This window comes from Maribacter algae, assembly GCF_047345745.1.
Taxonomy (GTDB): Bacteria; Bacteroidota; Bacteroidia; order Flavobacteriales; family Flavobacteriaceae; genus Maribacter.
On sequence record NZ_JBLFES010000004.1, the window covers coordinates 286,316 to 309,488 of the forward strand.

17 protein-coding genes are annotated in these 23,173 nt (G+C 38.8%); 4 read left to right on the forward strand and 13 right to left on the reverse strand.

What is annotated here, in order from left to right; all coding sequences use genetic code 11:
- Positions 1-108 precede the first annotated feature (108 nt).
- The 9 genes from ACKWBX_RS15850 to ACKWBX_RS15890 all read right to left on the reverse strand — a co-directional run bounded on the left by ACKWBX_RS15850 (position 109) and on the right by ACKWBX_RS15890 (position 10,529).
- The gene (locus ACKWBX_RS15850; RefSeq protein ID WP_413969701.1) at positions 109-588 is read right to left on the reverse strand and encodes a hypothetical protein; all 480 of its coding nucleotides are present in this window, start codon (positions 586-588) and stop codon (positions 109-111) included.
- Positions 551-1,690 carry an N-acetyl-alpha-D-glucosaminyl L-malate synthase BshA gene (bshA, locus tag ACKWBX_RS15855; RefSeq protein ID WP_413969702.1) on the reverse strand — a complete coding sequence of 380 codons (1,140 nt, stop codon included), beginning with the start codon at positions 1,688-1,690 and terminating at the stop codon, positions 551-553. Before bshA ends, ACKWBX_RS15850 begins: the two co-directional genes overlap by 38 nt.
- A 16-nt stretch (positions 1,691-1,706) precedes the next feature.
- Entirely contained in the window at positions 1,707-4,616 is a 2,910-nt protein-coding gene (locus ACKWBX_RS15860; protein ID WP_413969703.1) for a glycoside hydrolase family 3 N-terminal domain-containing protein, read from the reverse strand.
- Positions 4,617-4,710: 94 nt separating this feature from the next.
- Entirely contained in the window at positions 4,711-5,193 is a 483-nt protein-coding gene (locus ACKWBX_RS15865; protein WP_413969704.1) for an ABC transporter ATPase, read from the reverse strand.
- A 20-nt stretch (positions 5,194-5,213) separates the two neighbouring features.
- On the reverse strand, positions 5,214-6,068 hold the full coding sequence (locus ACKWBX_RS15870) for a LamG-like jellyroll fold domain-containing protein (protein ID WP_413969705.1): 855 nt from the start codon (positions 6,066-6,068) through the stop codon (positions 5,214-5,216).
- A 21-nt stretch (positions 6,069-6,089) separates the two neighbouring features.
- Entirely contained in the window at positions 6,090-6,881 is a 792-nt protein-coding gene (locus tag ACKWBX_RS15875) for a (Fe-S)-binding protein (RefSeq protein WP_413969706.1), read from the reverse strand.
- Between the two features lie 10 nt (positions 6,882-6,891).
- Positions 6,892-8,217: a 4Fe-4S dicluster domain-containing protein gene (locus ACKWBX_RS15880; RefSeq protein ID WP_413969707.1), complete on the reverse strand. Its 1,326-nt coding sequence runs from the start codon at positions 8,215-8,217 to the stop codon at positions 6,892-6,894.
- A 1-nt stretch (position 8,218) separates the two neighbouring features.
- A complete protein-coding gene (locus ACKWBX_RS15885; protein ID WP_413969708.1) occupies positions 8,219-9,184 on the reverse strand; it encodes an MlaD family protein in 966 nt (321 codons plus the stop codon).
- Between the two features lie 55 nt (positions 9,185-9,239).
- Positions 9,240-10,529 carry an N-acetylmuramoyl-L-alanine amidase family protein gene (locus ACKWBX_RS15890; RefSeq protein WP_413969709.1) on the reverse strand — a complete coding sequence of 430 codons (1,290 nt, stop codon included), beginning with the start codon at positions 10,527-10,529 and terminating at the stop codon, positions 9,240-9,242.
- 143 nt (positions 10,530-10,672) lie between these two features.
- Between ACKWBX_RS15890 and ACKWBX_RS15895 the strand changes: the two genes are divergently transcribed.
- Positions 10,673-13,399 (forward strand): putative LPS assembly protein LptD, encoded by a 2,727-nt coding sequence (locus tag ACKWBX_RS15895; RefSeq protein WP_413969710.1) that lies wholly within the window; start codon positions 10,673-10,675, stop codon positions 13,397-13,399.
- Positions 13,400-13,402: 3 nt separating this feature from the next.
- Positions 13,403-13,783: a RidA family protein gene (locus tag ACKWBX_RS15900; protein ID WP_413969711.1), complete on the forward strand. Its 381-nt coding sequence runs from the start codon at positions 13,403-13,405 to the stop codon at positions 13,781-13,783.
- Positions 13,784-13,786: 3 nt separating this feature from the next.
- Here ACKWBX_RS15900 and ACKWBX_RS15905 read toward each other — a convergent pair whose 3' ends face one another.
- The 4 genes from ACKWBX_RS15905 to ACKWBX_RS15920 form a co-directional block, all read right to left on the reverse strand.
- Positions 13,787-14,638 (reverse strand): N-acetylglucosamine kinase, encoded by an 852-nt coding sequence (locus ACKWBX_RS15905; protein ID WP_413969712.1) that lies wholly within the window; start codon positions 14,636-14,638, stop codon positions 13,787-13,789.
- A gap of 83 nt (positions 14,639-14,721) precedes the next feature.
- Positions 14,722-15,723: a type I glyceraldehyde-3-phosphate dehydrogenase gene (gap, locus tag ACKWBX_RS15910; protein ID WP_413969713.1), complete on the reverse strand. Its 1,002-nt coding sequence runs from the start codon at positions 15,721-15,723 to the stop codon at positions 14,722-14,724.
- A 25-nt stretch (positions 15,724-15,748) separates the two neighbouring features.
- The gene (pfkA, locus tag ACKWBX_RS15915) at positions 15,749-16,735 is read right to left on the reverse strand and encodes a 6-phosphofructokinase (protein ID WP_413969714.1); all 987 of its coding nucleotides are present in this window, start codon (positions 16,733-16,735) and stop codon (positions 15,749-15,751) included.
- A 160-nt stretch (positions 16,736-16,895) separates the two neighbouring features.
- Positions 16,896-21,311 carry a translocation/assembly module TamB domain-containing protein gene (locus ACKWBX_RS15920; RefSeq protein ID WP_413969715.1) on the reverse strand — a complete coding sequence of 1,472 codons (4,416 nt, stop codon included), beginning with the start codon at positions 21,309-21,311 and terminating at the stop codon, positions 16,896-16,898.
- Between the two features lie 68 nt (positions 21,312-21,379).
- On the opposite strand from ACKWBX_RS15920, the gene tsaD reads away from it, so the two are divergent.
- Positions 21,380-22,444 (forward strand): tRNA (adenosine(37)-N6)-threonylcarbamoyltransferase complex transferase subunit TsaD, encoded by a 1,065-nt coding sequence (tsaD, locus tag ACKWBX_RS15925; protein WP_413969716.1) that lies wholly within the window; start codon positions 21,380-21,382, stop codon positions 22,442-22,444.
- 18 nt (positions 22,445-22,462) lie between these two features.
- Positions 22,463-23,170, forward strand: a complete 708-nt coding sequence (locus ACKWBX_RS15930; protein WP_413969717.1) for a 16S rRNA (uracil(1498)-N(3))-methyltransferase — start codon at positions 22,463-22,465, stop codon at positions 23,168-23,170.
- The last annotated feature ends 3 nt before the right edge of the window (positions 23,171-23,173 follow it).

Genomic DNA, 23,173 nt, shown 5'->3' on the forward strand with positions numbered 1-23,173 from the left:
CTAATGAGCAAAACTAAGTTCAATATAAAATAATATCAAAAAAGAACTATGAATGACAAGGATTCTCGTTAGATAGATAAAAGGCTATTTTTCAACGATGTAAATAAACTACTCAATAACAACTAACTTTTTGCTGAGCGGCATTTTATAGATATAGAAAGGACTAACCAATGCATTGGTAGTGTCTGATTTTTGAAGTTTTCTCTTTTGAATGACAAAAGAGGAATCCGTTTCTTTAGTGATAAATGGTACTTTAGGATTTGCACTTGATTTTTCACCGGAACACCAAACAAAAAGCATCTCTTTTTCAAAGTCTACCGCAGGCAATGGCAAACCGGGTTTTCTAGTTCTGTTTATTTGCCCATAAAATTTCATTAAGGCTTTTTGGTCTTTGATTAGAAGATGCTCCTCAGTTTCTGCACCACTATAATTATCTTGAACAATAAGTTCCATTTTTACGTTATCGTCATCAATATTACTCGCAGAGATATTCTTTTGCCCTTTACAAGCCGTACTAAGAATGGCTATAACAAAAATTAATGATAAGCATCTAAGCATTTTTGAACCTGCTTTTATAAGCGTTCTCATAAAGTTCTTCATATAAAGGTAGAATATTCAAAATATCAAACTTTTGGGCTTCAAATACTGCTCTTTGTTTGAATTCTTCCAGTACAATATCATCTTTCAGTATTTTCAAAGCATTATTGGCCATCTCATCTACATCACCAACATCGCTCAAAAAGCCTGTTACTCCATGAATATTTACCTCTGGTATTCCTCCAGTATTGCTAGATATGACCGGAACTTTGTTAATCATTGCCTCCAACGCTGCCAAACCAAAACTTTCCGATTTTGATGGTAAAAGAAATAAGTCCGAGAAGCAAAGTATTTTATCAATTTCATTGCTGTTTCCCAAGAAAATTACCTTATCGGCAATTCCAAGTTGTTCGCTAAGAACTTCTGCTCCTTCTTTTTCGGGACCCTCACCTACCATAATTAACTTGGCAGGTATCTGTTCCTGAATTTTATAGAATATACTTATCACATCAGGAATGCGTTTCACCTTTCTGAAATTACTAATATGCGTTACTATACGTTCATTGTCATCTGCCATATTGGCTCTTTGGCAATCGGTAAAAGAAATACTATATTTTGATTTATCGATAAAATTAGGAACAACTTTAATCTCCTTTTTAATATCAAATATTTCCAAGGTCCTTTCTTTTAAACTTTGGGAAACGGAAGTGACCACGTCCGACTGATTGATGCTAAAAGTCACTGCCGGTTTGTAAAAATGATGTTTCCCCACCAAAGTAATATCCGTTCCATGCAAAGTGGTGATCATAGGAACATGAATTCCTTCTTCCTCCAACATCTTTTTCGCCATATAACCTGCATAGGCGTGGGGAATGGCATAATGTACATGTAAAAGATCAATGCCGTACAATTTTATCGTATCCACCAGTTTACTGGATAAGGCGAGCTCGTAAGGCTGATATTTAAACAGGGGGTATTCCGGGACGTGTACCTCGTGAAAATGGATGTTATTGGTCAATAAATCCAAACGTACGGGTTGTTTGTAAGTTACAAAATGAACCTCGTGTCCCCGTTCTGCCAGTGCTATTCCCAACTCGGTAGCCACAACGCCACTACCACCAAAAGTTGGATAACATACTATTGCTATCTTCATCTTACAAAACTAGTTTTTAATTTAAAATAGCATCATAAATAGCTTGCTGAATTCTTGTTCTTAACCCAGATTTAACTAAAAGTGTATTGGATGCGGACGGATAAGTCCTGTTCGAAAGAAAAACATAAACAATTTCCTCTTCTGGGTCGGCCCAGGTATAAGTCCCCGTAAAACCGCTGTGCCCGAAGCTTTTTCTAGAAACACAACCACAGGTGGGACCACTTTTTTCTAGCTGGGGTTTATCAAAACCTACACCACGCCTAACATTTTTATCGCAGAAATAGCACTTGTTGAATTTCTCTACGGTCCTTGATTCAAAAAATCGATTGCCACCATAGTATCCATTTTGAAGGTACATCTGCATAATTTTGGCTACATCGTTAGCATTGCTAAAAAGTCCGGCATGCCCTCCTACTCCTCCCTGCATTGCGGCTCCCATATCATGTACGTAACCCTGAACGGTCTGGTATCTGTAATATTTGTCCTCTTCCGAAGGAACTATTTTATTTTTGGGAAACTGATCCAGCGGATTATAGGTAGTGTGTGTTGCCCCAATTCGTTCATAAAGAAACTCATTGTTTAAAGTATCCAAACGCTGATGATACGTGTCCTCAATATACTTTTTCATAACATAATAAGGTACATCACTGTATCTGTAACGGTTAGATTTTAAATCCTGTCTTCCAATTCTATTATATATTGAATCGTTATAAGCATCTGTCAAATAGAGATTATCCGCAACTTTGGTTGAAAAGCCCGGAGCAAGCGAGGTACGATAAAATTCCTTGGAAGGCTTTCTGTTCTTATCCAAGGTTCTCACGTAAAACGGAATCCAAGCGGGAAGCCTACCGTAGTGAGATAACGCTTTTAAAACGGTAACATTCTTAATCTCCGTGTCCGAATAATCGGGTACAAGTTCTTCAAAAGTATTGCTCAAATCTATTTTATCGTCTTCTTCCATCCGCATTACTTGCGGCAACGTTGAGAGAATCTTCGTCAACGATGCCAGATCATAAATATGTTCCTCAGTGACATTAGATTCTGAGGTATAGGTTGGTTTCCCAAAACTTTTGTTATAGATTACCTTTCCTTTACGGGCAACCAAAATTTGCGCTCCCGGGAACATCAAACTATCCAAACCATGCTGGACCAGAGTATCTACTTTACTCAATCTTTTTGAACTCAGCCCAACTTTTTCCGGAAAACTATAACCCAAACGTTTTAAAGGTTTGGTTGAAACCCCAGAATTGGCAGGAAATTCTGAATGTGCCGTTACCGGTAGTTTTCCTTTGGCAGGAATAGCTCCAAAAATGAGTTCCGCTGTCTTTTGTTGTGCCAAATCACTATTCTGGTAGCTCATCACCACTGCATCTATATTCTGAAAAGAATCGATATCAGATAAGGCATAGGGCTTTGCAAATACAGATAAAATGAGGTTTGAAGTTCTCAGATCAGCAAGCTCTTTAAGCCATGTCAACTCTTTATTGGTAAATTTATAGGCTTTCCACGGACTTTCGTTACTTTTATGATGTCCTACGATAATTAGATTGTAATCGGTAAGCTTACTTTTTAAAGAAGCGATATCACCTGCATTTACCTGCGTTACCTTGGTATATTTGTTCAATCTTTTCAGGAAGGCGTCATTTGAAGCATCCCCCAATTTTACATAGGCAATCTTCTTGTTATGAAGATTTCTGATTCCTAAAAGGTCAAACCTGTTTTTTACTACCGTTATGGCATTTTCAATGGCTTCTTCATAGACTAGATCGTTTTCCAAGGAATTAAGGTCCTCATATAAATTTTTTAAATCGATAGGTTGATAATTATTAAGCCCTACTTTATATTTGGCCATCAGTATTTTCTTTACGGATGCGGACAATCGCTCTTCCGTAATCCTGCCCTTTTCGTATTGTTTTAAAAGTTTTTCTTTAGCTTCCAAAATATTTTCCGGCATCAATAAGATATCGTTTCCAGCATAAAAGGCTTTCAGCGCTACCTCGCCTTCGGACCCAAATTCAGAAGCTCCTTTCATATTTAGCGCATCCGTGAATACGAGGCCTTCAAAACCCATTTCATCCCTAAGAATTCCTGAAATAATCTGTTCTGAAAGCGATGAGGGCAAGCCTTCTTTCAGTTCCAGGGCAGGTACTTCCAAATGGGCGACCATAACACTGCTCAGACCGGAATCGATAATTTTTTGATAGGGATATAGCTCTAAACTGTCCAATCTTTTTCTTGAAAAAGGAATAATAGGCAAAGATTTATGTGAATCCGTGGCGGTATCTCCATGTCCCGGAAAGTGTTTCCCGGTAGAAAGTACCCCGGCACTTTCCAATCCTTTCATAAAAGCGATACCCTTCTCCGTGACCACCTCCCTATTTTCCCCAAAAGAACGGTTTCCGATAATCGGGTTTTTTGGGTTTGTATTGATGTCGATATCCGGTGCAAAATTGATGTGAACTCCTAGTCTTTTAGCATGTTTCCCAATCTGCTTTCCTACTTTTTCCACAATGGCGTTGTCGGCTATGGCCCCTAAAGTCATATTCCATGGAAAAGCATAGGTAGAATCCAAACGCATGGCCAGTCCCCATTCCGCATCCATACCTATGAGCAATGGTATTTTTGAAATCGACTGTAGTTCATTGGTAATCTGTGCTTGCCTAACCGGACCTCCGTTAGAAAAGATTATTCCGCCCAAACTATGGTCCTTCACCAACTTTTTGAATCCGTCTATTTGTTGTGAACTTTGATTGGAAGCTATACTGACCATAAACAACTGGCCCACGCGCTCTTCCAATGTCATTTTTTCGTATTGGGAATTGACCCACTGTATTTGGGAAAGACTGTCTTTAACAACCAATGGATTTTGACCGTAAAGTCTATTAAAAGCTAAAAATAAAAGAAAGTAAATAAGACAGGGGCGCATATACTTTTTAGTGTAGTAAGATAACTTAAAAGGACTAAAAATATTGCATTTCATCGATGAAACCTAATAAAATCAATATGTATAGCCTTGTTCTTTAAAGAAATCTTGAGTGCCAACTCTCCGATGCGGGCACCTCCCAATGTTCTGTATACTCCCCTTTAGTAGCTACAAGATTATTGAACACAATCGTGTTTTTAGAAATAGATTTGTTTTTTGCCATCTTTTTAAAATCAAGCAGGGGCTTGTAGGCCACAAATTCTCCTTGCTTGAAAGAAACATTCATTTTATCCAGTAGCATTACGTTATATTTTTGCTCCAAATGTTTAATGAAATGTACGGAAGCATCAATGGAACAGCCTGTGGCAGTTTGTTGACCTTGGTCCAAAGCGATAATTAAAAACCGATTGTATTTGATTTCATAACCCGCTCTTAAATCATTCCCATGTGCAGTCCACAGTTGTAAAAATGAATCGAGTTCTTCCGTTATTGCCTCAAGTTCGCTTTCCGAAAAACTTCGATTGCATTGGTATATCCATATTCTGGAATCATCAGGAAGTTGTTCAAAAGGAACCAACATATTTTTGAATGTGTTTTTAATTAATCGAGAATTTTTTTTAACCCTTCCTTGGCATTATAGATACGTTCTATTTCCATAGCATCCAAAGGTCTTTTAAATATAGACAATTCATCAAACAAACCAATATAGCTTAAGCCTAACAAAATATTGGCATTTTCCTCGTCCCACGTAAAAGGGTCTTTAATTTCTGGACTTTTACCCATACTCTTACCATTCACGAACAATTCAGAACTACCGTTTTCAGTATTCAATTTAGAGAAATTCATCACGATATGTGTCCATTCCTTATCACTAAAAGGAGGATTTTCTACCCATACCAATCTTTTTGAAAAATCTGGATTTTCGTCAGGTCCTAATTTATTTGGGTTCCAGATTTCTAAATCGCCCAGAACTCCTAAACGAAAGTTCCTGGGATTATCTTTTGTAAAGTCTACCCATAGCGCAGCATCATTATAGTTTACATCCGTTATTTGAATCGGGTCGCAATATCCTGGTTCCAAATCTTTCTCAGGATTCAATTTAAGCCAGAAAGAGATTGCTCCGCTCCAATTTTCCGTGGAATATCCTATGTTTTTAGCTGCTTTGAAAAAAGTAACCATCTTACTTTTTTTCTTAAAGCGGATTGCATTGCCGGATAGACCCTGACCTTCTGCAAGTATGACATCCGGATTCAACAATCCGGGTTTTGCCTTTTCTATGTTTTTTCTTAAATCTGCCGTATAGATACGTTTGTCGCCAACAGCGATATCCGCAGATGTTCCCTCATCAAAGGAGGCGTAGAACAACAAATCATCCGCTATTTTCTTTTCGCTTTCAAAAGAAAATAAAAAAACAGCGCAAAAAGGTAACATCAAACTTTTAAAAAAGTATTTCATAGTGTTCCAGTATTGTTTCAATTATAAATCTTCAGCTGTGGCAATAAGTTCTGCAATATCCATCACCGCTATGGAAGCTTCTTTTTCCTTGTTTTTAACCCCATCCGTCATCATGGTGTTGCAAAAAGGGCAGCCTGCGGCTATAATTTCCGGTTTGGTTTCCAAGGCCTGCTCCGTTCTTTCAATATTTACATCCTTATCTCCTTTTTCAGGCTCTTTGAACATTTGGGCACCTCCGGCACCACAACATAGGCCTCTGGATTTACAGCTCTTCATTTCTACCAATTCAGCATCGAGCTTACGGATAAGGTCTCTTGGAGCTTCGTAAACATCATTGGCCCTTCCTAAGTAGCATGGGTCGTGAAAAGTGATTCGCTTTCCCTTAAAACTTCCACCTTCCATTGAAATTCTTCCTTCCTCCAGCAATTGCTTTAGGAACTGGGTGTGGTGTACTACCTCATAGTTACCACCTAGCCCGGGATATTCATTTTTTATGGTATTGAAACAGTGGGGACAAGCGGTGACTATTTTCTTTATTTCATAGGCGTTCATGACCTCTATATTGGTAACCGCCTGCATTTGGAACAAAAATTCGTTCCCGGCACGTTTGGCAGGATCACCAGTGCAGCTTTCCTCTGTTCCCAAGACGGCAAAAGAAACATTGGCCTTGTTCAATATTTTTACGAAAGCCTTGGTTATCTTCTTTGCCCTATCGTCAAAACTACCTGCACAACCTACCCAGAAAAGTACTTCGGGCTTTTGACCGGCAGAAAACAATTCTGCCATCGTGGGCACTCTTAGTTCATTAGCCATAACAACGTTTTTATGATTCTTGACTCCAATTGAGTCTATCCATTTGGTTAAACGGCCAAGGTGCGCCGTTGTTCTCTATATTTCCCATCATATTGTTCAAGTCCGAGGGTGCCGCCGATTGTTCCATGACCAGATACTGGCGCATGTCCATAATAATGGATAGTGGGTCAATACTTACCGGACAAGCTTCAACACAGGCATTGCAAGAAGTACAAGCCCATAGTTCTTCATTTGTAATATAATCCCCTAGAAGCTGTTTGCCGTCTTCTTTGAACTCTCCTTTGTTCGCATCTATATTTTTTCCCACTTCTTCCAATCTATCGCGCGTATCCATCATGATTTTACGAGGAGAAAGTTTCTTTCCGGTCTGGTTTGCGGGGCACTCGCTCGTGCAACGTCCACATTCCGTGCAGGTATAGGCATTCAGAAGTTGTACCCAATTCAAATCCTGTACGTCTGAAGCCCCAAATTTTTCAGGATCTGGAGCGTCCTCGGCCGAAGCAGCGAATGGGTCGGCATCTGGGTCCATCATCATTTTCACTTCTTTTGTGACTATATCCGAGTTTGGAAACTGTCCTTTTGGCGTTAGCTTTCCATAAAAAGTATTTGGAAATGCCAATAAAATATGTAGGTGTTTGGAATAATAGAGGTAATTCAGGAAAAATAATATTCCCGCAATGTGCAACCACCATGCAGTCCTTTCAATCAGAATTAAGCTGCTTTCTTGCATTCCATCGAACAGTGGTACTAACAAACCACTGACCGGAAATGCACCTGCCTGGGTATAATGTGCCGCTCCCAGTTGTTGCAATTGAAAATCTGTTGCGTTCATGGTCAAGAACAGAAACATCAAAACCAATTCTATATAAAGAATAAGATTTCCGTCTTTTTTTGGCCACCCTTCCATTTCCGGTTTCAGAAATCGTTTCAGTTTAATGACATTTCTTCTGACCCAAAAAGCTACTACTGCTATGATGACCAAGAGTGCCAATATTTCAAAGGAAGCAATTAAAAAATCATATACAGGGCCCAAAAAGGCAAATATCCTGTGGGTACCGGAAATACCATCAATAATGATTTCCAACACCTCAATATTGATGATTACAAAACCAATATAAACGACTATGTGCAAAAAACCTGCAATGGGCCTTACCACCATTTTTGTTTGACCAAGGGCAATCCTGGCCATATTTTTCCACCGTTGCGGTTTATTGTCGCTTACATCGGTATCCTTACCCAGAAAAATATTCCGTTTTAATTTGCCAACATTTTTGGCAAAAAAACCAATTCCGAAAATCAGTAAGCCAACAAAAATTATATTTGGAACGTATTGCATTTTAATTTTCTATTTTCTCAGCGGGATCTTCTTCCGGCACGGTATAATCTCTCTGCTTCTTTCCAAAGACCGAGACATTGACATAGCGTTTGGGATTCAATCTAAAATCCTGTAACAAAAGGTCCAGCTCTCTTGAAGCATTGCTCAGGTTCGTATATAATTCCTCGTCGCTCATCAATTTACCCAACGTACCGTCCCCACTTTCGATCTTCGCCATAACCTTATCCAAATTGGCCATGGTAGATTCCAAATTGGACAATGTGCGTCCTAGGTTCGCATTGTTCAGGGTGTCGGACAATTTTGCAAAATTAGCCGTAAGCATCTCTAGATTAGAGAACGAGCTGTCCAGCTTTGTCTCATTGTTTTTAAGGATATTGTTGAGTACTTTGGCACTTCCGTTTAGGCTTGCCATAAGTTCGCTGAGACCATTTATAGCCTTTTGTAAATCTTTCTTGGTCTTGGTGTCCAATACATTGTTCACATTTATTAAAACGGAATCTGCATCTGTTACGGCGGACTCGAATTTTTTGAACAGAGGTGTGAGTTTTTGCTGGGCAAGTTCCGTAAGTCCCGGTCGCGTATTTGTTTTTAAGGTATCTCCCGAAGCAACAAATCCCATATTATCGAAAATCGGGGTGATTTGAAGCCCCTTTCCTCCTATAATCCCCGTATCATAAAGCTCAACCGTACTGTTTTTGGAAAACTGAAATTCACTGTCTACCGTAAAAGTGACCAATAAATTTCCGGCATCATCTATAAAACGAATGTCATTCACTTTCCCGACACCCAATCCGTTAATGGATACTACCGTTCCGGGTTGTAGACCACCTACGTTGGGATATATTGCGTAGAGGGTTTTACTATCATCGAATAAAGGGGATGATTTTAAATAGCTGAAGCCCATGATAAATAAAAGAACCCCTCCTATAACTATTATTCCTGTTTTTAATTCCCTGGATAGTTTCAAATAATTCGTTTTTTGATTCCTTACAAAATTAGAAATAAATATGACAAGCCAACTTTTACTGTGAAAGCGCTTTTAAGGCTACAGGAACCGAAATGCGTTCACCTCCCTTATAGGCAACAATATAGGCAGTAGTGTACCCTTTCAATACCGCATTGGATTTTAACTTTTCAGCTGCACTATATGAATTGGTCTCGCCATACATATACCTGAAAAGGTCTTTATAGGGTTCTTTGGAAATATTGCCCAATCCTCTAAAGTTACTGGAAATCAATGGCAAATCTTTACTCCCCGCCATAAGTTGTACTTTGAAAATAATGTCCTCAACTTTCTTTACATCTGGGATAATACTTTTGTTTTCAGCAGTGGTTTCAGTGGTCGTAGGAACTTTTTTAGTAATAGACTCTTCTTTTGTAGTCGATGGAGTTTCCATTTTTTTCTCGGGAACTATAGCTACTTCCTCCTTTTTTTCAGGAATTGGTTCTTTTTCTATTGCTTTTGGGACCGTTTTCTCAACAACAGTGATCTTTTCTTCCGTTTGAGGAATTCCGGTGTCTTGAACCGTATTGGCTTGAACTCCTTTTTTATAGTTTAAAATAGCCTCCGCAATGGCCTTGCCCATTTCAGCTTGACCCTTTTTCGAGTTTAGATAGGCACCTTCATTTTTATTGGTAAGAAAACCTGTTTCAACCAGAACACTCGGCATGAATGTCTGGTGTAAAACTATAAAACCTGCTTGCTTCACTTTTCTATTCTTGCGTTTCAGCTTGCCCGAAAAATTATCTTGAATCATTTTTGCCAAGGCTATGCTCTGATCCAAAAATTCCTCTTGCATAATGGTAAGTCCAATGACGGATTCAGGAGAATTTATATCATAGTCCGCATATCTAGTTTCATAGTTATCCTCCAGATAGATTACCGAGTTTTCCTTTTTCGCAATTTCAAAATTCTGTTTGTTCGCATGGAGTCCCAAAACAAAAGTTCCTGCCCCGTTCGCGTCGGAAGAATGCGAATCACAATGTACCGAAACGAACAAATCCGCATTGGCCTTGTTCGCAATTTCACCCCTTACATATAAATCAACGAAGGTATCATCCTCACGCGTGTAAATAACTTTTATATTTTCATGTTGTGCTAAAATTTCGCCAACTTTCAGGACAATATTCAAAGCTATTTTCTTTTCCAAATAACCGTTGCCAAGATTTCCCGGATCATGCCCTCCATGCCCCGCATCCAAAACCACCACGAAGGGATCATCTACTTGAGGCATTTTTATAAAATTTGGAGAAGCAATAACAAATGGGGAAAACGCAAAAAGACCTAAAACAAAAAGCAGTTTTATTTTCATAAAAAGAGGGGTTATTATAGCCCGTATCATGGTTAAAATTATGGTAATTACCTATTAGGGGAACAAAAAATATATGTATGTTTGACAACTAAAACCAACGGCTCATAAACCGCCAAACCTTTACAAAAATAGGATATATAGCCTTGCAATCAAATAAACACTACGTACTTTTCCTACTTCTTCTTTTTATTGGCGTGTTTTTTACACAAGCTCAGGAAGATAAGATTGTGCCTTTACCAATAAAAGCCGAGCAAGATACCATCATTGCCCCACTTTTTCCGGTTCCGGTACAACGAGACAGTGTTTTGGCCGATTCTTTGGCAAATGATTCCATAAACAAAAAACCACCTTTATTACTGGATAAGATTACCTATAAAGCAAAGGATTACGTAAAGCTCAGTCAAAAAGAAAACAAGATCTATCTCTACAACGAAGCGGAAATCTATTACCAAGATACCGAACTAAAAGCGGGTATTATCATTATGGATTATGTTAAAAACGAGGTTTATGCCGGTAGATTAAAGGATTCCCTCGGAAACTACACTCAGCTTCCCTACTTTAAGCAGGGTACCAATGTGGTTATCCCGGATTCTATCCGATTTAATTTCGATACACAAAAAGCGCTTATTTGGAACTCCAGAACGGAACAGAGTGCCAATGCGGGGTCCTTGGGAAGCGATGCCATGAAGGTATATGCCGAAATCACCAAAAAGGAAAACGATTCCGTTTATTTTTTAAGCGAAGCTAAACTCACCACCTCAAAAGACACCATTAACCCTGACTATTACATACGTGTACGAAAGGCCAAATTTGTGCCTAAGAAAAAAGTGATCGCAGGGTATAGCAATCTTTATATTGCGGATGTGCCAACTCCCATCGCTATGCCATTTGCATATTTTCCTCTTTCCGTGGGGAGGGCAGCCGGAATTTTAATGCCTTCCTTTGGGAACGACCCGAATACAGGGTACTTCCTCCAAGATATGGGATACTATGTTCCCATAGGCGATTATGCTGATATTACGTTTAGTGGTGATTTTTATACAAATGGGAGCTGGGGTTTTCGGACAGCCTCCATCTATACAAAAAGGTATAAGTATAGGGGAAACATAAACTTCAGATTTGAAAATCAAATACGAAGTCAAAAGGGTTTTAGTGATTTTAGTAGGTCCGAAAACTATAATATTCAAATTTCACATTCCCAAGACCCTAAAGCCAGTCCAAACTCAAGGTTTTCCGCTTCGGTAAACCTTGGTAGCAGCCAATTTTTTAGGAATTCCCTGCAACAACGAAATTTACCCAATACGCAAAATAATACGTTATCCTCATCCATCTCATATTCTAAAACCTTTCCGGCATATCCTTCGGTGAACATGAGTCTTACGGCAACACATACGCAATTAACATCACCAACGGCTCTGGAAGACAACCCGGATAATATCACTATGACCTTGCCAACACTACAGGCCAGTATGGAGCGTATTTTCCCGTTCGCAAAACGTGATGGTATCAAAAAAGGCGTCATACAGAACATCAATTTTCAATACGATGTGAATGCTCAGAATAGACTCACGACCAATGATGAGGATTTTTTAACGGGAGCTATGTTCGATAATGCCAGAGTGGGTGCAAGGCACAGAATTCCGATAAGCACCAACTTTAAGGTCGCCAAATATTTTAGTGTAAGTATGGGCGGTAGCTATGAAGATGTATGGACCCTCGAAACATTTAACCAACGCTTTGATGAGGAGACCGAATCTGTAGTTACTGATACTATCAGTGGCTTTGACCGTTACAACCAATATAATTTTAGCACAAGCTTGGGAACCACTTTATACGGAACCTTCAATTTTGGCGAGGATAAAAAAATACAGGCCATACGCCATACGGTAAGGCCTCAGGTAAGTTATGGATATGCCCCCTCTTTTGAGCAGTTTTATGATGAATACAGAATTCCCGGTGATGAAGAACCGGTTCAGTTTAGTCGTTTTCAAGGGACTTTGAACGGTGCCCCTAGATTAGGAAAATCCAGCAGTATCAATTTTTCCATTGCAAATACGCTAGAAGCCAAGGTGCGGGATAAGGATTCTACTAAACTGGAGCCCAAAAAGATTCCTATCTTAAGTAATTTCAATATCTCTTCAGGATATAATCTAGAAGCGGATTCCCTTCGGATAAGTCCTTTGACCATAAACGGTGGTACTTCAATTTTGGATAACAAGATGTCCATAAATTTTGCTGCAGGACTGGACCCTTATGCCATTGATAATAACGGTCGCCGTATAAATACCTTCAATATTGATAATGGAGGTAGTTTGCTAAGATTGACCCGCGCGAATGCCAATATTTCCTACTCCATAAGCAGTGAAATGTTCGGAAAAAAAGATGGCGAGGAAGAAGAGGAAGAAGAGGATCCTTTTGACTATGTTGCGCAAAGTGGTGGAAGGACGGACGATTTATTCGGTAGGGCCGATAGTTTTTCTGACCGGCCTTATGAAAGGGAAGATAAAGATGAGGATATAGAGAATCCGGTCTACGGAACAAAAATTCCTTGGAATTTCAGGTTGGCCTATGCTGCCACCTATTCCAATACTGCCAGGCAGAATGAGTTTACTACACATTCATTAATGTTTTCCGGAGACATAGAGTTTGCCCCAAGATGGAAAATTGGGGGGTCTTCGGGTTATGATTTTAAGAATAAAGGATTTACATTAACCCAACTTCGGTTTCAGCGCGATTTAAAAAGTTTTAGCATGCGCTTTAATTGGACTCCTTTCGGACAGTTTAAAAGATGGTATTTCTTTATTGGGATAGATGCCTCTATCTTAAAAGATCTGAAATGGGAAAACAGAAGTCAACCTGTTAGAAATTAACATATGAAAAAAATTATCAATACTTCCAAAGCACCTGCACCTATAGGCCCTTACAATCAAGCAGTTTTAAGTGGCGACACCCTTTTTATCTCCGGACAAATACCCATGAACCCGCAAACCAATACGCTCGTTACAGGTGATATTAAGGCTGAAACAAAGCAATCCATGGAAAACCTCAAGGCTATTCTAAACGAAGCAAACATGACTTTTGAAAATGTAGTGAAGTCCTCCATTTTTTTAAGTGATATGAATCAATTTTCAGAAGTAAACGAGGTATATGCCAACTATTTTAATGCAGATACGGCACCGGCCAGAGAAACCGTGGAAGTGGCAAATTTACCAAAGTTTGTAAATGTTGAAATTTCTATGATTGCGGTGAAATAAACTTCACATATTCTCCCTGTGAAACTCTACAAGACCATCAATAGGCCTTTGACGGATCACCCCCACGATAAGGTCATTTCGCTTTAAAACCATTGTCAATTCATCCCTTAAATAATGGGCAATACTACCCACAAAATTTACAGGCACCTTTGTGGCCAACTCAAACTGCATTACATAATTATTAATAAACTGTTGGAAACCTTTATCAATAACTCCCTTGGAATAAGGATGTTCTTTGTTTTCTATTAAGAAGCGTGCAAAAGTGGCCAAATAGGTGTTGGGGTTGGGTTGTTTGTAAAGGTTTTCTTTAATGACATCTGCATCCAAATCATATTGTTTTGCAAACTGGATACCCAAATCCTGGGGCATTTTATGAAAATAATAATCACGGATCAATTTGCGGCCAAAATAATTACCGCTTCCATCGTCCATAGGAATATATCCCAATGAGGTAACTTTTTGAAATAATTGATGCCCGTCATAATAGCTACAATTAGAACCGGTACCTAAGATACAGACAATACCTTGATGTCCAATTTTGGTAGTAGCGAAAATAGCAGCATAAGTATCTTCTTTCACGTCCGCTTTCGCATTTGGAAAATATTCGTTAAAAATATCCTTTAGGAATTTTTTCATGCGATCTGTGCCACATCCGGCACCGTAAAAATATAGATGTGTGACCTCTTTTCTATTTTTGGAAAGTTCAAAGTTGTTGGCTAGTCGGTCTTCTATGACTTCCCGGGTCAACACTTCTGGGCTCAAACCCAACGTTTGCGTCAAAAAAAGCTGCTTCCCTTTACTATCCAAAGCAATCCAATCCGATTTGGTCGCTCCACTATCTACAATTAAAATCATTTGCTATCGCTTTTAAAAAAGATTCCTGAAAATAAGGAAAAAACCTCATTTTCAGGAATTTATTATAATTTTGAATATCTTTTTTAAAGACTGTTCACGTGCTGTATTAAATCGACCATCTTATTTGAAAAACCGGCTTCGTTATCATACCAATTGATCAATTTAAAGAATTTAGAGTTCAATTCTATACCTGCATTGGCATCAAATACACTGGTATGGGACTCACCTACAAAATCTTGGGAAACTACCAATTCTTCGGTATATCCCAAAATCCCTTTCAATTCGCCCTCACTCGCATCTTTGAATGCTTTTTTGATTTCATCGTAAGAGGTCTCTTTTTGCAAGCGAACCGTTAAATCAACTACGGATACATCAGCCGTTGGCACACGAAAAGCCATTCCGGTCAATTTACCTTCCAATGCAGGGATAACTTTGGTCACCGCTTTGGCCGCTCCAGTGGAAGCAGGGATAATATTGAGCATGGCACTTCTACCACCTCTCCAATCTTTCTTTGATGGACCATCAACAGTCATTTGTGTGGCCGTGGTAGCATGAACCGTAGTCATTAATGCCTCCTCGATCCCAAAAGCATCGTTCAACACTTTGGCCATCGGCGCCAAACAATTCGTAGTACAGGAAGCGTTTGAAACAATCTTGTCAGATGCTTTTACTTCTTTATGGTTTACGCCCATTACGAACATAGGTGCATCTTTGGACGGAGCGGAAATTACCACTTTCTTGGCACCACCATCAATATGATATTGAGCGGTTTCCAAAGTCGTAAAGATTCCGGTACACTCTGCGACAATTTCGGCATCGGCCGCATCCCAAGCAATGTTCTTAGGGTCTCTTTCTGCGGTAATTCTTACCGTTTTACCATTTACGATTAGATTTCCATCTTTAACATCTACCGTTCCATCAAATTTTCCGTGAACGGAATCGTACTTTAACAAGTAAGCTAGGTGTTCTACATCTAACAAATCATTAATCGCTACTACATCTACGTCACCTCTTTTAACGGTAGTTCTGAAGACCAATCTTCCTATTCTACCAAATCCATTAATTCCTATTTTCAAATTTGACATTTTTACTTGTTTTTATCTATTAAAATTATGTTGTCATTATTTCGGATACCCTTATGAGTTCCTTGTCTATTTTTGTGTGCCCTTTTATTGCCTTTTCAATAGGGGTTAGAATAAGTTTGTTGTCCTGTACCCCCACCATTAGATTCGTTTTTCCTTCGAGCAGTGCTTCTACGGCTTTTACTCCCATCCTACTGGCCAAAACCCGATCATAACAAGAGGGAGAACCACCACGCTGCATATGTCCCAAAACAGAAACACGCACATCATAAATTGGCAGATGTTCTTCTACGTATTCTTTAAGTTCAAAAACATTTTTACCTGATTTATCGCCTTCGGCAACAATTACGATACTAGAAGATTTACCGGACTGTTTACTTCGCTTTAAGGATTCCAACAGTCTGTCCAATCCTAGGTTTTCTTCCGGTATCAAAATTTCCTCCGCTCCTGCCCCAACACCTGCGTTCAAGGCAATGTGCCCAACATCACGGCCCATAACCTCAACAAAAAATAAGCGATTATGAGAACTTGCCGTATCGCGGATTTTATCGATTGCTTCAACGACAGTGTTCAAAGAAGTATCAAAACCTAAAGTGAAGGTGGTCCCAAAAATATCATTATCAATGGTTCCGGGGATACCTATAATCGGGAAGTTATATTCTTGATTAAAAATCATGGCACCGGTAAAACTACCGTCCCCGCCAATTACCACAAAAGCATCTATGCCTTCTTTTACAAGTTGTCTGTAAGCCCTTTTCCTACCTTCGGGAGTCCTAAATTCCGTACATCTGGCAGACTTCAAAATAGTACCTCCTTTATTGATGATATTGTTGACACTCCGGGCGTCCATGGGCTTAAAATCACCTTCGATCATTCCTTGGTAGCCTCTGTAGATACCTACACAATCTTTTTTCAAATAAGCACAGGTCCTTACTACGGAACGAATGGCCGCATTCATCCCCGGGGAATCCCCGCCAGAAGTAAGCACTGCGATCTTTTTGATTTCTGAAGACATAAAAAAATTTAAGCCAACGAAATTACTAAAACTTATATCAAAAAAGAAATGACAACCTTTTGAAAACAAGGAAAATTAATAGAAAACGTTTGCGCTGTTAAATTTTAATCAAATATTGACCTAAACCTATGATTTAATAACATTAAAACTGTTAAAATCATTATTGAATTGATTTTGGTTTAGAAGAAAAGCGAATTAAGCTGTCCCTACCCATGACAGACTCTGGATTAGGTTCCACAACTTCTACTTTTTTAATTTCATTTTCCTTTTTTTCTTTTCCCAAAATTTTCCTGAAAAGCTCCTTAAAATCATTGAAGTCTACATCATAGGACAATCCCGCACCTTGGGTAGAACCTTGCTGGTCTGGAAGAAATGCCTGGATCTCACTTTGTCTGCTGAAAAATTTGGCACTCAATGTGCCTTCCTCATTTAACAGTACCTGAATCTCAAAATCTCCAGCGACCAAGGTTTCGCTGGAACCGCCGACCGGAACACCTACTTTGCCATTGAAAAGTACCCTGTCACTTATTTGAGTGGAAACCGTTACACCAATACGATCATCCGTATCGATCTCGGAAGCACGGTCTTGAATACCCTGCTCGTAGGACAGACCAAAATTCAATTTATCATTACCACCGCCCAGTATGGAATTGAGAATACCGGAAGCACTTTGTACGAGATTACCGGTGATGGCCTGCTGATTGATGCCACTTTGATCGTTTACAAAAGTACCCTGTGCCAATAGAAAAATGGCATTTTTCTCTTCTACCGTAGGATCCTGAAGCCTATACTGTAATTCCGATTGAACAATAGAATTGGTCCCGGGAAAATCTATGCCAAATTCAATATCCGGGCTTTGTAATTCTCCCGTGAGTTTTATGATTACGTCAGTGGGTATTCTCCTGGTGAATTCCTGACCATCCAATAATGGCGCGGGATTGGCATTTAAGGAATATATCGCTTCCATATTCAAATCCGCTTCTAAGGGTTTTTGGTCCCAATTAATGGTTCCACCGGGTTTTACCCTAAATCTTTTATCGATGATACCACCAAATTTATAATTGAATTCTCCCGTTACGACAACGAAATCCCCATACATTTCAAATTTACCATTGGTGTTGATCTGTATCAACAAAATTCCTTCTCCGGTACCCTTCAAAGAACTTCCCGTTTTAGTGTCCGTTACAATTTCTACTTCCGCATCTGGAGTCACATCCAAGTTGAATTCCAACTCCAACCCTTGGTAATCTTTGAGTTTTAATTGCTCTTCGATTGTTTTTAACCCCTTCTTTTCAACAAAATTGATAAAGGAATAGTCCCCAACACTGGCTACATCGCTCAGCGGAATTTTTAAGGAGGTCCCCCTGGCCGTTTTACCATCAACAGTGATATTTAATGCCGTAGTGGGTCCAAAAATACGTCCCGTACCATTTAGATATCCAGTACCATAATAGAGATCACCTTCTTCAAACTCCTTGTTCAGGATTAAAAAACGGTCGTTATTGGTGTCTACATCCAAATTCAACACCCAGTCCTTAAAATAACTATGGGTAATGGTCCCGTCTATAGTCCCTTTGGTATTTTTATAAATGTCCGTTAACCCTATATTATCAAAATTGAAGGTTTGATTGGAAAGTTCTACCCTGGAACGTGGTGCAAAACTATAGTCCACGTTCAGGTATGGGATGGCAATCCCGGCATCGTCCATCGTCAAAAGGCCATCAAAATTAGGGTTGTCCACACTTCCCGTAATGGAGACCCTTCCATCTACCTCTCCCCTAATATTATCAATGACCCCTTCTCCAAGCGGGCTAAAAGGGTCTAGTTTAAAATCATTGAAATTGGCAATTAAATTTGCTTTTGGCATTTTTCCCCTATTCTCTACCATTCCTATAACACCAAACTTTTCTATGCCGTTTTCACTGAGTTGGGAATTCACCTGAAATTCAGTTAAATCCCTATTCCCAACAATACTTACGCCCAAATCGCCTAAGGGCACTTCATTGATGCCGAACCCCTCTATATTCAAGTTAGAAGAAGGTAGGTAGATACCATCTTTCTGAAGAATATTCAACGTTCCATTGACCTCTCCTTCCAATTTAAGACTATCTATAAGCGGTGTAATTTTATCCAAGGATACTATTTTGAACTGTAACTGTAAATCTTTGTAGGTTGAATCTGCCAACTGACCCCTTAAACGTATCTGTTCTCTTTGCTCATTGTTCATGACTATTTCTTGAATAGTAATACTATCCAAAGAGCGATTAATAATGACTTTGTTCTTGGAATTCCCTTCTTTGTTCAGCACCCATTTGTTTCCTTTAAAATTAACATCCGAAGTTTTAAGGCCGATGACCGATTTGTTTTCTTTATTAAAGGTGTGATAGAAATTAAGGTTATAACTATCATTGAGCTCACTACCTCCCTTGAATTCCGAACGAAAAAAGAGAGTGTCTTTCAGGGTAGTATTAATTAAATTGAAATCTTTTAAATCATAATAAGGCGTAGTCAAATCCCCTACGGAAACGAAGGTGTTGAACAAAGGATTTTTATTGTCGATTTTTATTTCAATATTATCGGCCTCATTGCCATAAGCGACAATACTGGGCGATTCAAAATTTAATTTAAAATCCCCATCGTCCGCCACTATTTTTCCTTTTATAAATGTATTGGGATCAAACTTCACCTCAGGAAAGAACACATCTACAATTTTATTATAAATTTTGAAATTAAACGATAAATTTTGACCACCGGTAATCTTGAACGGGCGGTAATTGGTATATACGCTTCCCAATGAATTTTGCACCAATTTACCCAGCTCCCTTACTTTAAAATTACCTTTCATAAAACCGGTAATGATATCGGGAGAATTAATGTTTATAGTCCTTACCGAATCGTTTTCGAACTTTGAAGAAATGGTAAAATCATCAAAATAATAGGTATCGTTCACGTTTTGATAATTGGTATTTGCAAAGTTGACATCACCCACCAAATTATCCAGATTGGTTCCGTTGATGTCCATATTTACATCTCCTTTAAAGACGGAAACACTATCGTTGATGAAATTCAATTTCTTGAAATCTGCATAGGCGACGGAAGCTACGAAATTGAAATTGTTACGTTCTTCGGCAAAATCTGCCAACCCTTTAAAATTAAATTGGATGTTCTCATCGTTGCTCACCAAGGATCCATCAAACAATTGCTCTTTTAAAATTCCCGAAACCTTTAAATCCTTATAATTATAATTGTTAAATTCAATGGAATACACCTGCCCGATTACTTCCGTATTCAACTTATCCTTTACAAAACCCTGCCCTTCCACATTAAAGTCCAAGGTTGTTTTTCCTAAACTTTTCCGTTCCACAAAATCCCCTAAATCAAAATCTATCAAAGAAATAAATCCTTTATAGGAGGCTTCATCTATATCATTGAAATTGCTTAGGACCATGTCTACATAGCTACTACCAATCCTAGTATTCAAATTCACTTTTGCTTCAACAGAGGATTCCGTTATGAGGGCATCTCCCCTAACGGTAAATTGCCCCAATTTACTCAAGGTAGATGGTAAGGAATTCCCAATTAAATTGGGCAGCAAAGCGTTTAATTGATAATAACTGCTCGTAACGTTTTTCATCTTGGCATCCAAAATGAAAGCTTTTTGTTTGTTGAAAAGATTTTTGAAATTAAAATCTCCTCGTATCCCCGTATTATCCGTGAACAAGAAAAGATCTTCCATGTTCAAGTCGTTCAGCACACCGTTTACATTGGTAGAAAGTGTAGCAACTTTTCCTCTGCCAAATTCATCATATAACAGATTAACTTCGTCAAATGCAACAGTAGATTCCTTAAAATCGGCAACTACTTTTACTTTATTTAAAAAATCTTGAAAATCTTTTCTGTCATAATTAAAAAGAAGGTTCCCGTCCAAAGTAGATTTAGGCGTTTTTATATTTAGGGAATCAAACCGCATTTGTTGTTTGGTATACTTGAAATTGGTCGCCAAATTTTCTACGCTAATGCCCCGTTTACTAAAAAAGGACATCCTGTCAATATCCGTGGAAACCTCAGGACCTAGAATTTGAAAAGTTCCTGCCTTGATATTTAGGTTCTTAAAATCCAGCACCTGATCGTTTTCAAGGTTTGCATCAATATATTGAAATTTACTTTCTTTGATATCCACAAAAGATGAGGAAAGAAAAAATGGTGGTGTGCCAGGTTTTCTCGGTTTGCCATCGTCTAATTTATCAATGAATACCTCTAAATTGGTATTTCTTTCGCCGTAATAGGTCTTTAACTTAAAATTGAGCTTGTTAATGGCGATATCCCCAAACTCCAATCTTCCCTGTGCAAGATTTCCAATACTAAGAATCGAAGTTTTTAGTTCATCAATGTAAAAAAGTGTATCCTTTTGGTAATCTTCAACATACACACCTTCCAAGGCGGTATCCCATGATATCAAGGATGCCTTTAACTTATCAATACTGATATTCGTCCCAAATTCTTTGTTAATGGTATTGGTCGCATATTTTGCCAACTGCGTTTGCACGTAAGGCAGGGATAGTACCAATGTCCCCAAAACACATATCAGAACAAGGACCAGAACGGTTCTAAGCAGTATTTTTCTTAATTTTCTGATAGGCCTTTATGTTTTACCTTTGTACTCCAATTTTTATTCCAAAAACCTTGGAAAAAGAAACTATTTACATTTTAGCAATAGAATCGTCCTGTGACGACACTTCTGCCGCTGTTTTAAAGAACGATACCGTACTTAGCAATGTAGTGGCCAGTCAGGAAATTCACGAGGAATATGGAGGTGTAGTACCGGAGCTAGCGTCCCGTGCACACCAGCAAAATATTGTTCCCGTAGTCAATCAAGCATTGGCTCAGGCAAATATCGATAAAAAACAATTATCAGCCATAGCATTTACTAGAGGACCCGGTTTAATGGGCTCACTTTTAGTGGGCACCTCTTTTGCGAAATCACTGGCATTGGGTTTGGACATTCCTTTAATCGAAGTGAACCATATGCAGGCGCATATTTTAGCACATTTTATTAACGATGCTTCCATGGCAAAACCTAGTTTTCCTTTTTTGGCATTGACCATTAGTGGCGGGCATACCCAAATTGTAAAAGTCTCCGATTATTTTAAAATGGAAATTTTAGGACAGACCTTGGATGATGCCGTTGGGGAAGCTTTTGACAAAAGTGCGAAATTATTGGGTTTACCGTACCCCGGTGGTCCTTTAATCGATAAATATGCTACCCATGGAAACCCTTTAAAATTTCCTTTTCCAAAACCAAAAGTAAAAGGACTGGATTTCAGTTTTAGTGGATTAAAAACGAGCATCCTTTATTTTATTCAAAAAAAGACTGCCCATAATCCAAACTTCATTAAAGAAAATTTAGAGGATATATGTGCCTCTGTTCAATACACTATCGTAAATATTCTAATGGACAAGCTAAAAAAGGCTACCAAATTAACAGGAATTAAAGAAGTGGCCATTGGAGGAGGCGTTTCAGCAAATTCAGGTATTCGGAAAGCGTTAAAAGATGTTCAAAAGAGCCATCAATGGAATGTTTATTTGCCTAACTTCGAATATTGCACGGACAATGCGGCGATGATAGGAATAGTAGGTTATCTGAAATTCAAGAACAAGGATTTTTCGGCACAGGACATTACGGCCAAAGCGCGCTATGCGATTTCTTAGTTATTTAAAAACGGTACTATGCAACTTTTCTACAGTCAAGATATTAATGAAAATGACAGCACTTTCACTTTTGATGCCACGGAAAGCAAACACATTATAAAAGTATTGCGAAAGCGCACCGGTGACACATTATTTATCACCAATGGAAACGGCTTGTTGGCCAAGGGGCAAATTTCAGATGAAAGTCCAAAAAGCTGTACGGTGACACTAAATACCTTTAAGCAAAAACATCCGGACAGACATTATTTGCACATGGCGGTAGCTCCTACCAAAAGTAACGATCGGTTTGAATGGTTTTTGGAAAAGGCAACGGAAATCGGCGTTCATGAAATTACACCTATCATCTGCGAGCATTCCGAAAGAAAAGTAATCAAAATGGAGCGTATGCAGAGAATAGTGCAAGCAGCCATGAAACAATCGTTACAGACGTATCTTCCAAAAGTCAATGAAGCGGTCAGCTTTCAACATTTTATAGAAACCCATCAAGAGAACATACGTTTTATTGCCCATTGTGACCCCTCGGAAAGGTTTGAACTTAAAAGAAACGTAGCTCCGGACAAACCTATCATAATCTTGATAGGTCCTGAAGGTGATTTTTCCAAAATAGAAATTAAAAACGCACTGCAATCCGGTTATTTGCCTATTTCCATGGGAAAAAATAGATTGCGCACGGAAACAGCGGCAGTAGTTGCTTGCCATACTGTTGCGCTAATCAACAACGCTTAATTT

Bases quoted from the DNA above. Each gene is read 5' to 3' on its own strand.
- ACKWBX_RS15880 (WP_413969707.1), bottom strand. From the start codon at position 8,217: ATGCAATACGTTCCAAATATAATTTTTGTTGGCTTACTGATTTTCGGA.
- pfkA (WP_413969714.1), bottom strand. From the start codon at position 16,735: ATGTCTTCAGAAATCAAAAAGATCGCAGTGCTTACTTCTGGCGGGGAT.
- ACKWBX_RS15875 (WP_413969706.1), bottom strand. From the start codon at position 6,881: ATGGCTAATGAACTAAGAGTGCCCACGATGGCAGAATTGTTTTCTGCC.
- ACKWBX_RS15865 (WP_413969704.1), bottom strand. From the start codon at position 5,193: ATGTTGGTTCCTTTTGAACAACTTCCTGATGATTCCAGAATATGGATA.
- gap (WP_413969713.1), bottom strand. From the start codon at position 15,723: ATGTCAAATTTGAAAATAGGAATTAATGGATTTGGTAGAATAGGAAGA.
- ACKWBX_RS15850 (WP_413969701.1), bottom strand. From the start codon at position 588: ATGAGAACGCTTATAAAAGCAGGTTCAAAAATGCTTAGATGCTTATCA.
- ACKWBX_RS15890 (WP_413969709.1), bottom strand. From the start codon at position 10,529: ATGAAAATAAAACTGCTTTTTGTTTTAGGTCTTTTTGCGTTTTCCCCA.
- ACKWBX_RS15900 (WP_413969711.1), top strand. From the start codon at position 13,403: ATGAAAAAAATTATCAATACTTCCAAAGCACCTGCACCTATAGGCCCT.
- bshA (WP_413969702.1), bottom strand. From the start codon at position 1,690: ATGAAGATAGCAATAGTATGTTATCCAACTTTTGGTGGTAGTGGCGTT.
- ACKWBX_RS15860 (WP_413969703.1), bottom strand. From the start codon at position 4,616: ATGCGCCCCTGTCTTATTTACTTTCTTTTATTTTTAGCTTTTAATAGA.
- tsaD (WP_413969716.1), top strand. From the start codon at position 21,380: ATGTTTTACCTTTGTACTCCAATTTTTATTCCAAAAACCTTGGAAAAA.
- ACKWBX_RS15905 (WP_413969712.1), bottom strand. From the start codon at position 14,638: ATGATTTTAATTGTAGATAGTGGAGCGACCAAATCGGATTGGATTGCT.
- ACKWBX_RS15870 (WP_413969705.1), bottom strand. From the start codon at position 6,068: ATGAAATACTTTTTTAAAAGTTTGATGTTACCTTTTTGCGCTGTTTTT.
- ACKWBX_RS15930 (WP_413969717.1), top strand. From the start codon at position 22,463: ATGCAACTTTTCTACAGTCAAGATATTAATGAAAATGACAGCACTTTC.